The following is a 13,871-nucleotide window of genomic DNA, read 5'->3' as shown; positions in this document are numbered from 1 at the left end:
CGTGGAACTCGTGCAGTCATGACTGTCGAGGTCGAGCCTGATGTCGCGCCGTCACTGTTCGGCGATCGCATCGATCTCGCACGCGCATTCACCGCGAACCTTGCCGCAGAGGGGGAGGAGCGCGGCCTGATCGGTCCGCTCGAGCTTCCGCGCCTGTGGACTCGGCACGTGCTCAACAGTGCGATCGCCGCTCCTCTCTTCCATGGCTCGACTGCTGACATCGGCTCCGGGGCCGGGCTGCCCGGAATCGTACTGGCTATCGCACGGCCTGACGTCGGCTTCACACTTGTGGAACCGATGGAGCGTCGCGTCGCATGGCTTACTGAACAGGTCGAGGAACTTGGGCTCGGCAATGTGACCGTCCTGCGTGCGCGTGCCGAGGATGTCGAGCCGAAGCAGTTCGACGTCGTCACAGCTCGAGCAGTCAGTGCTCTGCGCACGCTGCTACCGTTCACCGCGCCGCTGGTGCGCGACGGGGGCGAGCTGGCACTGCTCAAGGGCAAGAACGCCGAAGCGGAGATCGACGCCGCAGCGAAGCAGTTGAAGAAGTACCGACTCAGTGATGTTCGGGTCGAGGTGCTCGGCGAGGGATTGATCGCCGAGACGACCCGGGTGGTTCGAGCCACCGTTCGCTGACTTCCGTTCACGTGAAACATCCCCCGGGAGCCCTAGCCGACGGTCGTTGAATGGAGGGCGGAGCCTGGAGTCGAAAGGCACTGAGTGAGCGAATCGAATCGAAGTGGCCTGCACGGAAGTACGTTACGGTTCGCCTTCGGCTCACTCAACGCGTTTCGTCTCGCTGCGCTCGCTCAGCGACCCGCGGGGAGAGTGCCCTGCACTGTCCGGACGGGATGTTTCACGTGAAACATTGCCATGCAATCCCGGTGGTGGGTCGTTGAGCGGAGGGCGGAGTCCGCAGACGAAACGCACTGAGTGAGCGGAGCGATTCGAAGTGGCCTGCGCGAGAGTTCGTTTCGAGTCGCCTACGGCTCACTCAACTCGTTTCGTCTTGCTACGCTCGCTCAACGCCTCGCAAGGAGAGTGCCTTGAATCGTAGGTCCGGGCGGACGTTTCACGTGAAACATCGCCCAGAATCCCGAGTTGCGGGTCGTTGAGTGGAGGGCGCAGCCCGGAGTCGAAACGCACTGAGCGAGCGGAGCGAATCGAAGTGGTCTGCACGGAAGTTCGTTTCGGGTCGCCTTCGGCTCACTCAACGCGTTTCGTCTCGCTGCGCTCGCTCAACGACCCGCGGGGAGTGGGTCAACCTTCGGGCGGGGTCCCTCGAGATTGTCGCGCTGGATCACGTTTCACGTGAAACATCGCTCATGACCCCAGCGCCGGCGTTGTTGAACCGAGTGCGGAGCCCGCAGACGAAACGCACTGAGTGAGCGGAGCGAGTCGAAGTGGTCTGCACGGAAGTTCATCTCGATTCGCCTGCGGCTCACTCAACGCGTTTCGTCTCGCTACGCTCGCTCAACGACCCGCGGGGAGCGTGCCCTGGATTGTGCGAGTCCCGGGACGTTTCACGTGAAACATCCCATATGGCAGCCAGCTGCGGATCGTTGAGTGGAGGACGGAGCCCGCAGACGAAACGCACTGAGTGAGCGGAGCGATCCGAAATGTTTCTCTAGATGAGATACGTCGGCTCGCGCAACGACCCGCAGGGGGCCGGGGGAGTGCAAGCAAGGTCCGCGGTAGCGATTAGAGTGGAACGCGGCCATCGAGAGGAGTGGATGTTTCACGTGAAACAGTCCGAGCAGACTACGCCGAACGAGGCTTTCGGGGTCGACACACCCCTGGCGCGAGAGATCGCTGATCTGAGCGCACGACGGCGCAACCTCGAGGACGTCGAACTCCACTTCACAGGTACTACCCGCGTCCTCACGGTGTCGAACCAGAAGGGCGGCGTCGGCAAGACGACGACAGCCGTCAACGTGGCATCCGCGCTGGCATCCTTCGGCGCCAAGGTCTTGGTCATCGACCTGGATCCGCAGGGGAACGCCTCCACCGCACTCGGCGTCCCGCACAACGCGGAGACCGCGAGCATCTATGACGTGCTGATCGACGACGTGCCGCTCGCCGAGGTCGTCCAGCAGAGCCCCGAGTCGGGGAACCTCCTCTGCGCTCCGAGCACGATCCATCTCGCCGGCGCAGAGATCGAGCTCGTCTCGCAGGTCGCGCGCGAGCACCGTCTCCGCCGCGCCCTGGACCAGTACATCGAGGACAACGCCGTCGACTTCGTCATCATCGACTGCCCGCCGTCGCTCGGACTGCTCACGATCAACGCGTTCACCGCGGCATCCGAGGTGTTCATCCCGATCCAGTGCGAGTACTACGCGCTCGAGGGCCTGAGCCAGTTGCTGGGCAGTATCCAGATGATCCAGAAGCACCTCAATCCTGAGCTTCACCTCTCCACGATCCTGCTCACGATGTACGACGCACGCACCCGTCTCGCCCAGCAGGTCGCAGATGAGGTGCGCACCCACTTCCCCGCACAGGTGCTGAACACGGTGATCCCGCGTTCGGTCCGAGTGTCGGAGGCCCCAAGCTTCGGCCAGACGGTGATCGCCTACGACGGAACCTCCGCCGGCGCGATCGCCTATCGCGAGGCTGCTGTCGAGATCGCGTCCCAGAAGGCGCGGAGCAAGGAGAACTGATGGCGAAGCGCACTGGATTGGGCCGTGGAATCGGCGCCCTCATCCCCGTTGCAGACCAGGCGGCACGCCCGGTCGACGTGTTCTTCCCCGGGGGATCGATCCGTCCGGCAGCAGAGGAACCGGCTGATCAGACCGTGGATGCCGCCGAGGCCGAGGCCGAAGCCGAACTCGAATCGGTTCCCGGCATCCACCTGACGCAGGTCGATCCCAACAAGATCGTCCCCAACCCGCGCCAGCCGCGCACGCATTTCGACTCCGAGGATCTCGCCGAGCTCGTCCACAGCGTCCGTGAGTTCGGCGTGCTGCAGCCCGTCGTCGTTCGCAAGAACGAGGACGGCGACTACGAGCTGATCATGGGGGAGCGGCGCACCAGAGCCGCCCGTGAAGCCGGCCTCGATGCGATCCCCGCGATCGTGCGCGACACCGCTGATGAGAACCTCCTCCGCGACGCCCTCCTCGAGAACCTGCACCGATCCGAGCTGAACCCGCTGGAAGAGGCATCCGCCTACCAGCAGCTGCTCGAGGACTTCGGCATCACGCAGGAGGAACTCGCGACCCGCATCGGCCGCTCCCGACCGCAGATCAGCAACACGATCCGGCTCCTCAAGCTGCCCGTTCCCGTGCAGCAGCGCGTCGCTGCCGGTGTGCTCTCCGCCGGTCACGCTCGTGCGCTCCTCTCCCTTGAGAGCCCGGAGCAGATCCAGAAGCTCGCCGACAAGGTCGTCAACGAAGACCTCTCGGTTCGCGCCACCGAGCAGGCGGCAAAGACGCTTCCGGCATCCGGCACCAAGAGCGTGAAGCCGCAGCCAGGCGCCCGTCGCGCCTACCTCGACGAGGTCTCCGGCAAGCTCGGCGACCGCCTCAACACGCGCGTGAAGATCACACTCGGCGCACGAAAAGGCCAGGTCGCCATTGAATTCGCGTCGATTCAGGACCTCAATCGCATCCTCGCCGAACTCGGCGAAGAGCAGTACGGATCCTGACCCGCACCGCCGGTCTCTCGCCGCGACAAACGTCCGGCTCCTAGAGTGAACACCAACGGGGGAGGGCACATGTCCCAGGACAAGAGCAAAGCCGGGCGCTTCAGCGCCCGAGTCATCGGCATCAGCATCGCCGCCGCACTCGGCGGATTCCTGTTCGGATTCGACACCGCGGTCATCAACGGTGCGGTGGATGCCCTGGCCGGAGCGTTCGAGCTCGGACCAGGTCTGCAGGGCTTCGCCGTGTCGTCGGCGCTCCTCGGCTGTGCGGCGGGCGCGTGGTTCGCCGGCAGCCTGGCCAACAAGCTCGGCCGCATCCCGGTCATGGTGATCGCGGCGATCCTGTTCCTCATGTCGGCGATCGGCTCCGGTCTGGCGTTCGGCGTGATCGACCTCATCGTCTGGCGTGTGATCGGCGGACTGGGCGTGGGCGCGGCATCCGTCATCGCCCCGGCCTACATCGCGGAGGTCTCACCGGCCAAGGTGCGCGGCCGGCTCGGCTCCCTCCAGCAGCTCGCCATCGTCACCGGTATCTTCACGGCGCTGCTGTCCAACGCCCTCCTTGCGAACATCGCCGGGTCTGCGGCGAACGTCCTCTGGTTCGGGATCGACGCCTGGCGCTGGATGTTCATGGTCGAGGCGATCCCCGCCGTCGTCTACGGCCTCATGGCGCTGCGTCTGCCGGAGTCCCCCCGCTTCCTCGTCGCCCGCGGCAAGGTCGACAAGGCGTCTCAGGTGCTGCTCGACTTCACCGGCGAGACCGACGTGAACCTCAAGATCGAGGAGATCCGCAAGACCCTGAACGTCGAGCAGAAGGAGTCGCTGAAGGACCTGCGCGGCGACAAGTTCGGCCTGAAGCCCATCGTGTGGGTCGGCATCCTGCTCAGCGTCTTCCAGCAGTTCGTCGGCATCAACGTGATCTTCTACTACTCGACGACGCTGTGGCTCTCGGTCGGCTTCGAGGAGTCGCAGGCCCTGCTCACCTCGGTCATCACATCGATCACGAACATCGTCGTCACGATCGTCGCGATCCTGCTCGTCGACAAGGTCGGGCGCCGCCCGATGCTCCTGACCGGATCAATCGGCATGGCCGTGACGCTGGGCATGATGGCCGTCGCTTTCTCGTTCGGCACCCTGCAGGACGGCGCTGTCGTGCTGCCGCAGCCGTGGTCGCTGATCGCCCTGATCTGCGCCAACGGGTTCGTGGTCTTCTTCGGAGCGACCTGGGGGCCGCTGGTCTGGGTGCTGCTGGGAGAGATGTTCCCGAACAGCATCCGCGCAGGCGCCCTCGCCGTGGCCGCCGCTGCGCAGTGGATCGCGAACTTCATCATCTCCACGACCTTCCCGGCGTTCGCTGAGATCGGCCTCACCTTCGCTTACGGGTTCTACGCGTTCTTCGCGATCGTGTCGTTCTTCTTCGTGTACTTCCAGGTTCCCGAGACGAAGGGCCGGGAGCTCGAGACGATGACGGATGTCGTGAACCTCCCGCGCCGCGGAGGCAGGAAGCGCGCGTAGGCTGGAAGCATGTCGGAAGCCGTTCCACGCCGCGCCAGCCTCGAAGTGCTGCGCGCCGAGGCCTCAGACGAACTGGCCGTGCTCATCCAGGAACGGCTGCTGAGCGGCGAGGATCCGTGGGACTTCATGGAGGACCTCCCCAGCGTCGACGAGCTCGTCGTCTACCTGCTGCGCGCCGACAACATCACCGCGAACGACGGTGTGCGTCCGAACGCCGCGCGCAACTACCGGGTCATGCGCCAGATCGCACTGGAGTATCCCGAGCTCACGACGGCCGTCTGGGGCCTTCTGGACGAGGGGTCCCGTCACCGCAAGTGGGATGCCACGATCGCCGACGCCTCGTAGCATCCCGAATCGAATCCGGACACGAAAGAGCCCGCCCCTCCGGAAGGAGAGACGGGCTCTGAAGCTTTTCGGATCAGCCGATGAAAGCGGCCAGATCCTGCTCGAGCGCGGGCTTCGGCTTGGCGCCGATGATGGTCGTCTTGACCTCGCCGCCCTGGAAGACCTTCATCGCCGGGATCGACGTGATCTGGTACTTCATCGCCAGCTCGGGGTTCTCGTCGACGTTGAGCTTCATGATGGTGATCTTGTCGGGGTGCTCGGCCTGGATCTGGTCCAGGACCGGCGCGACCATGCGACACGGTCCACACCACTCGGCCCAGAAGTCCACGAGGACGGGTCCATCAGCCTGCAGCACGTCCTGTTCGAACGTCGCCTGGCTCGTTACCTTGGCAGTCATCTGCTTCTCCTGGTTCCTTGTTGATCGAACTGATCGAAGTTCACCGTCTGCAACAGCAGAGGTGCGAAAAGTGTTCCCTACGCGATGACCTCGGCCGCCTCAGCCGCCGGGACCTCGACCGATGAATCCTCAAGATCCGCGAGGAAGTGCTCGGCGTCGAGGGCTGCGACCGTTCCGGAACCGGCAGCCGTGATGGCCTGGCGGTAGGTCGGGTCGATCACGTCGCCGGCGGCGAAGACGCCAGGAACCGACGTCTTGGACGAACGGCCGTCGACCCAGATCGTCCCGGCGTCGGTGAGCTCGAGCTTGTCGTGCACCAGGTGCGTGCGCGGGTCGTTGCCGATCGCGACGAACAGGCCGGTCAGCGGCAGCTCGCTGGTGGAGCCGTCCACCGTCGAACGCAGGGCGACACCGGTGACGGCATCCCCGCCCTGGATCTCGGTGACCTCGCTGTTCCAGATGAACTCGATCTTCTCGTTCGCGAACGCGCGCTCCTGCATGATCTTCGATGCACGCAGGGTGTCCTTGCGGTGGATCACGTAGACCTTGTCGGCGAAGCGGGTGAGGAACGTGGCCTCCTCCATCGCGGAGTCGCCGCCGCCGACCACGGCGATGGTCTTCTCGCGGAAGAAGAAGCCGTCGCAGGTCGCGCACCACGAGACGCCGTAGCCGGAAAGGCGCTCTTCGCCCTCGATGTGGAGCTTGCGGTACGCCGAGCCCGTCGCGTAGATGATCGACTGCGCCTCGTGCTCTGCGCCGCTGCCGAGGGTGACCTTCTTGACGGTGCCGTCGAGGTCGAGCGAGGTGACGTCGTCGTAGACGACCTCGGTGCCGAACTTCTCGGCCTGCGCCTGGAACTTCGCCATCAGGTCGGGGCCCTGGATGCCGTCCGGGAAGCCGGGGTAGTTCTCGACCTCGGTGGTGTTCATCAGCTCACCGCCGACCTCGACCGAGCTCGCGATGAGAAGCGGCTCGAGGTTCGCACGGGCCGCGTAGATGGCGGCGGTGAATCCGGCCGGACCGGAGCCGATGATGATGACCTTGCGCATGTGCTCTCTCTTCTCGCGTGCCCGCAGCGTGCCTGCGTGCACCCACTGCTAGGAACCAATCGTAACCGCGCGGCATTCCCCGGCAGGGTTCGTGTCAGGGCGTCGGCTCGGATTCGCCGGACGGAGCGGGCACAGCATCCGATTCGTCGGCCTGATCGTCCTTGCGGCGCCGGACGATGGTGCGGATGATGCCCAGGATGAGCAGCAGCCCGATGACGCCGCCGAGGATGCCGAGACCGATGCCCTCCCATTCGGCGCGTACGGTCACCGTCGCCGTCTGGTCCGGTCCGATGGCCACGCCGGTGGGGGAGAGGAGACCGAACCGCACCGAGAGCTCGCCGCTTCCCACGCGCGCCTCGACCGGGACCTTCACTCGGGTGTTGCTGGCGGGTTGCGCCTCGACCGGCGTGCGCGGCTGGATGCCAAGGCGTGCGTCCGAGGGCTCGGAGGTGAGAGTGACCGTGACCGGCCAGGGAAGATCGTTGTGCACCCAGACCGGCAGGGGCGCTGCGGCGGTGAACAGCTGGATGGGACTCGGCTGCTGCACGCCCACGGAGTTCAGCGTCCCCGTGGTGTCGGCGCGGTGTGTGGCGGAGTCCACCGCGAACGTCTCGGCTTTGCCGACCCCGATCAGCCGCATGATCGCGAGCCGCTCGGGGGCGAGGAGCACGAGGGGGTCCGCCAGGATCGACGAGAACGACGTCAGCCGGCCCTCGTCCGCGAGGAGGTTCTTCAGCGCGGTCGCGCGGTCTTCCGAGCTTTCGCTGTCGAGCGTGGCGGATGCCGGCGCTGACGCCCGCAGATCCTCGAAGCTCGTCGGTTGACCGATCGAGGAGACTGACAGGATCGCCTCGCGCAGCGCATCGGCGGAGCGAGTCTCGTCGCGGTCGAGGCCGATCAGGAGCGACGCCTGATCGGCGAAGCTGAGCTGTGCCATCGCCTCGGCGATCTCGCGCTCGCGTGCCAGGTCGTCGGTCGTGGCTGCGGCGGTCGACAGGCTCGCAGATGCGTCGGCATCCGTCACGAGCACGCGGTGGCCGTCGACCTCGACGACCGCGTCCGGAGTCGCGGCGAGCGAGCTGGACGGCAGGATCGTGGTGGCATCGGTGCCGAGATACGCGTCGAACGTCGCCAGATCCGCGCCCCGGGCGTCGCCGAGAGGCCAAAGGATGCCGGGCTGCGCGCCGGATACCGCCGTGAGCTCTTCCGTGGTGGGAAGTGTGGGCTCGGCAGGCGAGCCGGACGGCGAGGGCGAGGGCGTCGGTGAAGGAGTCGGCGTCGTTTCCGTCGCCACGAAGTTCTCGGGAGTGAGCACGGAGGTCAGCGGCAGGGGCGTGAGCAGCTCCGTGAGACCCGCGCGTGCCTGCACCGTGGCATCCGCATCGCCGGCCTGCAGGGCGAAACGCTCGTTCGAGAGCGCCTCCAACCGGGTCAGCCAGGTGACCGCGCTGACCGGTGCGGCAGTGCCGAGGGCGCGGATCGATGCGGGGATGAGGGGGTCGATCGCGAGAACGGCGGAGGTCCCCGTGACGCCGTCCAACTGCGCAGTGAGCGCGCCGTCGGGATCGGTGAGCTCGGTGAGCTCCTCGGCGGTGAGCAGGGCGCCGTCCGCCGGGGTCGCCGTGATCGGCACGAGCACTGCGACCTGCGGGGCGCTCCCGGCGTCGAGGACGAGGACGCTGGTCGCGGTGAGCGGTGCATCGTCGCCGGTCAGGCTCGCGCGGATCGGGTACACGCCGGCGTCGAGATCGTCCAGGGCGCTCGAGCTCGCGCTGACGAATGCCGTCGAGGTCTCGGATGCCGGGACGGCAAGCGACTCCTCGGAGCCGAGAGCGGAGAACGTGCCCTCCGCCTCCTCGGCGTCGAGCCAGGCGGCCAGCGCCGAGGCGTCGTCGAGCGGCGTCTTGTTGATCTCGATGCTGATGACGCCCGGGGTGAGCGCCTCGTCGCTGCCGTTGTCGATGATCACCGAGGTGGTGAGCGGGGTGTCGGGCTGTACGACGCCATGCACGCCGGCCGACAGCGACAGGCGTGCCGTGCCCTCATCCTCGGGCTCAGGTGTCGCGGTTGCGGACGCGGTCGTCGCAGTGAGGTGGGGCGCGGCGATCAGCCCGAACGCGAGCGCGAACACCGCGGCGACGCGTGCGAAGCGGTGCGCGCGGGCACCGCTTCCGACTCGGGAGCTGATCAACGTCTCTGGTCTTCCTCGGGCGCCGCTGCGGCGAACCCGTGAGTTGGGACGCCGTAATTCTAGGCGGGCGCGTTCAGGGATGCCTGAAGGCGCGTAGAGTGACGGCCGTGTCAGACGCCCTTCCGCCCGTCCCCGATCCCGCTCATGTCGCCGCGCTCGCCGCCGATCTGGACGCGGCCGATTACCGCTCCGAACCGCTGCGGCGGCTGTGGGGAGAAGAGGCGGATGACGCCCTGGGGCGCGGCGTACGCGAGCCCCTGCTGCGTGCGATCGCAGGCGATGACGGTGTGCTCGCGACGCTCGGCCGCCTTCTCATGCTCGGGATGCCCCAGCGCGCCGACGCGGTCGCGGACGCCTTGCCGCGCCTCGGTGCCGACGGTCTCGTCGCGTTGGGTCTCGCGCGTGTCGACGGTGCGGATGCCGTGCCCACGGCGCTGCTGCGTCCGCAGTCGTTCGTCGATGCCGACGGGGTCGGCGAGTGGTGGATCGCCAGCGATCTCGACGAGCTGGCGCTGGGAACCGAGCTGCCCGCCGATCACGTGCTCGGAGTGGGCGGAGCATCCCGCACGCTGGCCGAGCTGATCGTGCCCGTTCCCGTTTCGCGGGCCCTCGATCTCGGCACCGGGTGCGGGATTCAGGCGCTGCTGGTCTCTCGCCACGCCGGGGAGGTCGTTGCCACGGATGTTTCGACCCGCGCACTCGCCTTCGCCGCGCTGAACGCTCGGCTCAACGGCGTGAGCAACATCACGTTCCGTCAGGGGAGCATGTTCGAGCCCGTCGTCGGCGAGGCGTTCGATCTCATCGTCTCGAACCCGCCGTTCGTCATCACACCGCGGGTGGACGGGGTCACGGCGTACGAGTACCGCGACGGCGGCCTCATCGGCGATGCGCTCGTCGAGCAGTTCGTGCGTGAGGCGCCGGCGCACCTCACACCGGGTGGCATCGCGCAGTTGCTCGGCAACTGGGAGTCGCTCGATTCGGTCGGGGGCCTTGAGCGCCTGGAGTCATGGATCGGGGCCGGGCTCGACGCGTGGGTCATCCAGCGGGAAGAGCTCACGCCGCTGGCATACGCCGAGCTGTGGATCCGCGACGGCGGTACGACGCCGCGCGAGGCGGCGTTCGGGCGGATGCTGGAAGCCTGGCTGGATGACTTCTCTGCACGAGGCGTCACGGCGATCGGTTTCGGGTACGTGCTGCTGCGCCGCGCGGCGGACGGCCTCGATCCGCTGCGCAGGTTCGAGACGCTGTCCCAGCCGTTATCGGCTCCGGGGCGCGCATTGCGTGACGGGCTGGCCGCGCATGACGTGCTCGGTGCCGGCATCCCGCAGACGCTGGTGACGGCATCCGATGTCACAGAGGCGCGGCATTACATGCCGGGCAATGACGATCCGAGCGTGATCGAACTGCGGCAGGGCGGCGGATTCGGGCGCATTGTCGCAGCGGATTCTGCGCTTGCCGGGTTCGTCGGAGCCTGCGACGGAGAGCTCACCGTGGCGCAGATCGCCGCGGCGCTCGCCGACCTGTTCGAGGTGCCGCTGGCAGAGCTGTGGAACGAGCTGGAGCCCCGCATCCGCGAGCTGGTGCGGGACGGGTTCCTCGTCGCGGGGGAATAGTCACCGGCATCCATTCGGTTGCATAAGAGCATGAAGGCTTTCGGATTTCTCTCGTTCGGGCACTACGCGCCCGTGCCCGGGTCGGGCACCCGCACCGCCGGCGACATGCTGCACCAGACCATCGACCTCACCGTCGGGGCAGATGAGATCGGAGTGAACGGCGCCTACGTGCGCGTGCACCACTTCGCGCGCCAGGCCGCGTCTCCCATGCCGCTCCTGGCGGCGATGGCGGCGAAGACCGAGCGGATCGAGGTCGGCACCGGTGTGATCGACATGCGGTACGAGAATCCGCTGCAGTTCGCTGAGGAGGCCGCCGCTCTCGACCTGATCGCCCGCGGCCGCATCGCGCTCGGCGTGAGCCGAGGTTCACCCGAGACGGCGCTGCGCGGCTACGAGGCGTTCGGATATGTCGGGTCGGAGGACCCGCGCGGAGGCGACCTCGCCCGTGACAAGTTCGAGCTGTTCCTCGAGGCGATCGATGGGGCGGGTGTCGTGCAGGGCGACCCGCAGCAGGTCGGCGAGGGCCGGTACCTGGCGATCGAACCACGATCCGAGACGCTGCGCGACCACATCTGGTGGGGCTCCGGGTCGCGGGCGACCGCAGAGGAGACCGGACGCAAGGGCCTCAACCTCATGAGCTCGACCCTGCTGACCGAGGCGACCGGGGTGCCGTTCCACGAACTGCAGCGCGAGCAGATCGACCAGTACCGCGCCGCATACAAGGCGGCGGGCCACACCGGTACCCCGCGAGTGTCGGTGAGCCGCAGCGTCTTCCCGCTCGTGTCCGACATGGATCGCGCCTACTTCGGTCTGCGCAGCGCCGAGAACGGCGACCAGATCGGCATCATCGACGGCTTCCGCTCGACATTCGGCAAGACGTACGCGGCTGAGCCGGATGTCCTGATCTCACAGCTGAAGCAGGACGAGGCAGTGATGGCCGCCGACACCCTCATGCTGACGATCCCGAACCAGCTGGGAGTCGACTACAACCTGCACGTGCTGCAGGCGTTCGCCGAACACGTCGCGCCCGCGCTCGGGTGGAAGCCGAACACCGAGGGGCCGGTGCAGGGCGACCCGGTCTGAGCGCCCTACTGCGGCGGTCGCGCGCGGGACACGACATCGAAGACCGCGTCCACCGCGAAGGCCAGAGACCTGGTCTCGTCCTCAAGGCGCTGATCGCTGGGCGGCAGTGCGCGCGCGATCGACAGTCCGTCGATGAAAGTGAGCAGGAAATCAGACCGCGTGGCGTTGTCGCCGGGCGGCAGTGCCCCTTCCTCCTCGAGAATCGCGAGCCAGGCACTGATCCGACGCTCGGCCTCGCCCACCAGCACCTGGTAGCCGGCACGAGTCTTCGGGTCGGCTTCGGCTTCCGCGAACATGCGAAGCAGATTCGTCCACACCTCGCGCGCCTCAGCCGGCTCAGCGAACGGGTCCAGCAGCCGACGGAGGCATTCCCGAAGCCGCTCGCGCGCAGGCATCGACGTGTCGCGGATGCGCTCGTCAGGCATGGCTGCGTCGTACGTGGCGGTGAGCGCGGCATTGATCAGATCGCGCTGCGTGGGGAAGTGGTGACGGAGTGTGCTCGCACCGACGCCGGCGCGTGCTGCGACGGCCCGGACGCTCAGTCGGGGCGCGCCCTCCTGCATCATCTCCGTCGCTGCAGCGATGATCCGATCCCGTGTGCTCATCGATCCTCCTGTCGTCGATCCTAGACGACTAGCACACTGTACCGGCACAGTGTGCTAGTATCGACTCATGACCGACGACAGCATCCGCTCCCAGCGCACTCGCACGCTGATCACCGAGGATCTTCTCCTCGTGCTGTTTCAACCCGACTCGGGCACGATCGCGGGCGAGAACACGCTCTTCTACGTACTCGGCGCGGGTGCGTTGACCGATCTCGCTCAGCGCGGTCACGTCAGGATCGAGGATGCCGGAATCCGCGGCACCCGGATCCATGCAGACGGTGAACCGCCCGAAGACGAACTGCTCCGTCCGATGTGGGACTACATCAGCCAGAAGCCGCGGGACGTTCAGACTGTTCTCGCGGCGAGCGGGCCGACGTTGCGCACGCCAGTGCTCGAACGCCTCATGGAGCGTGGTCACCTCTGTAGGCAGAAGCGGCGCGCGCTCGGACTGTTCCCGACGACGGCCATCGTCGAGGGGAACAGCGGCCGACGCGCGGAGTTCGTCGCAGACATGCGCTCCGTGCTCGTCGACGGCGCACAGCCCAGCGACCACATCGCTGCTCTCACAGCTCTCGTCTCCGCCAGCGGGTCTCTTCCGGTTCTGCATCGAGAGATCCCGTGGTCCGGAGCGACTGCCACGAGGGCGAAGAGCCTGGAGCAGGGCGACTGGGCGGCAGGAGCAGCCGCAGCCGCCGTCACCCGCACAATGGTCGCCATTGTCGCGAACTCTCTCATCGTCAGCGCGGTCGTAGCGAACCGCTGACACACCCCATCTTCCGTTCCCGCCGTACCCGGCGGTGTTCGGAGTGTTCACAGACCCCAAAAGGAAAGAACATGAACATCATCGAATTCCTGCAGAACCTGATGTCGCAGGTGCCGTTCTTCGTGCAGCCGCTCATCGTCGCCGTCGCAGCAGCGATCCCGTTCCTCGAGGCCGAGCTGGCTTCGGTGCTCGGAGTCTGGGCGGGCCTGAACCCGTTCGTCTCAGCGGGCGCTGCCATGGCGGGCAACTTCGCCTCCGTTTTCGTCGTCGTCGTCTTCGGCGCTCGCATCCGCGCGCTGATCGTCGCGCGACGTGCGCAGCGAGCCGAGCTCGTCGCCGTCGGTGCCTCCGCGTCGGGCGGCGCGAATTCGTCGGGTTACCTCGCCGAGCCCAAGCCCGAGTCGAAGGGCGTGCGTCGCTTCAAGAAGTTCCTCGTGCGCTTCGGCGTGCCAGGGGCCAGCATCCTGGGCCCGCTCGCCATCCCGACCCAGTTCACCTCTGCCCTGCTGGTATCCACCGGGGTGTCCAAGAGCTGGGTGCTGCTGTGGCAGGGAATCGCGATCTTCCTCTGGACGACCATGACCACCCTCATCGCGACCGGAGTGCTCGCGCTCATCACGGGCTGAGATCTGAAGCACGATGCGCCGCCCCGGCCGAGTCCAGGGCGGCGCAT

The 13,871-nt window shown here is 66.9% G+C and carries 12 protein-coding genes and 1 pseudogene; 9 read left to right on the top strand and 4 right to left on the bottom strand.

Annotation, left to right across the window (positions count from 1 at the left end; all coding sequences use genetic code 11):
• Window positions 1–18: 18 nt before the first annotated feature.
• The 5 genes from rsmG (at window position 19) to MAE01_RS07865 (ending at window position 5,497) form a co-directional block, all read left to right on the top strand.
• Window positions 19–636: a 16S rRNA (guanine(527)-N(7))-methyltransferase RsmG gene (gene rsmG, locus MAE01_RS07885; protein ID WP_147039017.1), complete on the top strand. Its 618-nt coding sequence runs from the start codon at window positions 19–21 to the stop codon at window positions 634–636.
• Between the two features lie 1,097 nt (window positions 637–1,733).
• Window positions 1,734–2,657, top strand: coding sequence for a ParA family protein (locus MAE01_RS07880; protein WP_147039016.1), 924 nt, complete (start codon window positions 1,734–1,736; stop codon window positions 2,655–2,657).
• A complete protein-coding gene (locus MAE01_RS07875) occupies window positions 2,657–3,640 on the top strand; it encodes a ParB/RepB/Spo0J family partition protein (protein WP_147039015.1) in 984 nt (327 codons plus the stop codon). Before MAE01_RS07880 ends, MAE01_RS07875 begins: the two co-directional genes overlap by 1 nt.
• A 69-nt stretch (window positions 3,641–3,709) precedes the next feature.
• On the top strand, window positions 3,710–5,152 hold the full coding sequence (locus tag MAE01_RS07870; protein WP_147039014.1) for a sugar porter family MFS transporter: 1,443 nt from the start codon (window positions 3,710–3,712) through the stop codon (window positions 5,150–5,152).
• A 9-nt stretch (window positions 5,153–5,161) separates the two neighbouring features.
• On the top strand, window positions 5,162–5,497 hold the full coding sequence (locus MAE01_RS07865) for a tryptophan synthase subunit alpha (protein ID WP_147039013.1): 336 nt from the start codon (window positions 5,162–5,164) through the stop codon (window positions 5,495–5,497).
• 73 nt (window positions 5,498–5,570) lie between these two features.
• Here MAE01_RS07865 and trxA read toward each other — a convergent pair.
• From trxA to MAE01_RS07850, 3 genes and pseudogenes are all read right to left on the bottom strand, one after another.
• Window positions 5,571–5,897 (bottom strand): annotated as a pseudogene (gene trxA, locus MAE01_RS07860) (thioredoxin); the annotation flags it as partial.
• 74 nt (window positions 5,898–5,971) lie between these two features.
• The gene (gene trxB / locus MAE01_RS07855) at window positions 5,972–6,943 is read right to left on the bottom strand and encodes a thioredoxin-disulfide reductase (RefSeq protein ID WP_147039011.1); all 972 of its coding nucleotides are present in this window, start codon (window positions 6,941–6,943) and stop codon (window positions 5,972–5,974) included.
• A 94-nt stretch (window positions 6,944–7,037) separates the two neighbouring features.
• Complete coding sequence (locus MAE01_RS07850) at window positions 7,038–9,134, bottom strand: DUF6049 family protein (RefSeq protein WP_147039010.1); 2,097 nt, start codon at window positions 9,132–9,134, stop codon at window positions 7,038–7,040.
• A gap of 98 nt (window positions 9,135–9,232) precedes the next feature.
• Here MAE01_RS07850 and MAE01_RS07845 point away from each other — a divergent pair, with 98 nt between their 5' ends.
• Together MAE01_RS07845 and MAE01_RS07840 are read left to right on the top strand one after the other, a co-directional pair.
• On the top strand, window positions 9,233–10,747 hold the full coding sequence (locus tag MAE01_RS07845) for a DUF7059 domain-containing protein (RefSeq protein WP_186806167.1): 1,515 nt from the start codon (window positions 9,233–9,235) through the stop codon (window positions 10,745–10,747).
• 30 nt (window positions 10,748–10,777) lie between these two features.
• On the top strand, window positions 10,778–11,830 hold the full coding sequence (locus MAE01_RS07840) for an LLM class flavin-dependent oxidoreductase (RefSeq protein WP_147039008.1): 1,053 nt from the start codon (window positions 10,778–10,780) through the stop codon (window positions 11,828–11,830).
• Window positions 11,831–11,835: 5 nt separating this feature from the next.
• Here the strand turns inward: MAE01_RS07840 and MAE01_RS07835 are convergent, their stop codons facing one another.
• On the bottom strand, window positions 11,836–12,435 hold the full coding sequence (locus tag MAE01_RS07835; protein ID WP_147039007.1) for a TetR family transcriptional regulator: 600 nt from the start codon (window positions 12,433–12,435) through the stop codon (window positions 11,836–11,838).
• A gap of 67 nt (window positions 12,436–12,502) precedes the next feature.
• On the opposite strand from MAE01_RS07835, the gene MAE01_RS07830 reads away from it, so the two are divergent.
• Entirely contained in the window at window positions 12,503–13,198 is a 696-nt protein-coding gene (locus MAE01_RS07830; protein ID WP_147039006.1) for a GOLPH3/VPS74 family protein, read from the top strand.
• Window positions 13,199–13,269: 71 nt separating this feature from the next.
• Window positions 13,270–13,824 carry a small multidrug efflux protein gene (locus tag MAE01_RS07825; protein ID WP_147039005.1) on the top strand — a complete coding sequence of 185 codons (555 nt, stop codon included), beginning with the start codon at window positions 13,270–13,272 and terminating at the stop codon, window positions 13,822–13,824.
• The last annotated feature ends 47 nt before the right edge of the window (window positions 13,825–13,871 follow it).

Origin of the sequence: Microbacterium aerolatum, from assembly GCF_007988825.1 — a bacterium.
Classification (GTDB): Bacteria; Actinomycetota; Actinomycetes; order Actinomycetales; family Microbacteriaceae; genus Microbacterium; species Microbacterium aerolatum.
Note: the sequence above shows the minus strand (reverse complement) of the source record. Positions and strands in the feature narration are given on the sequence as shown.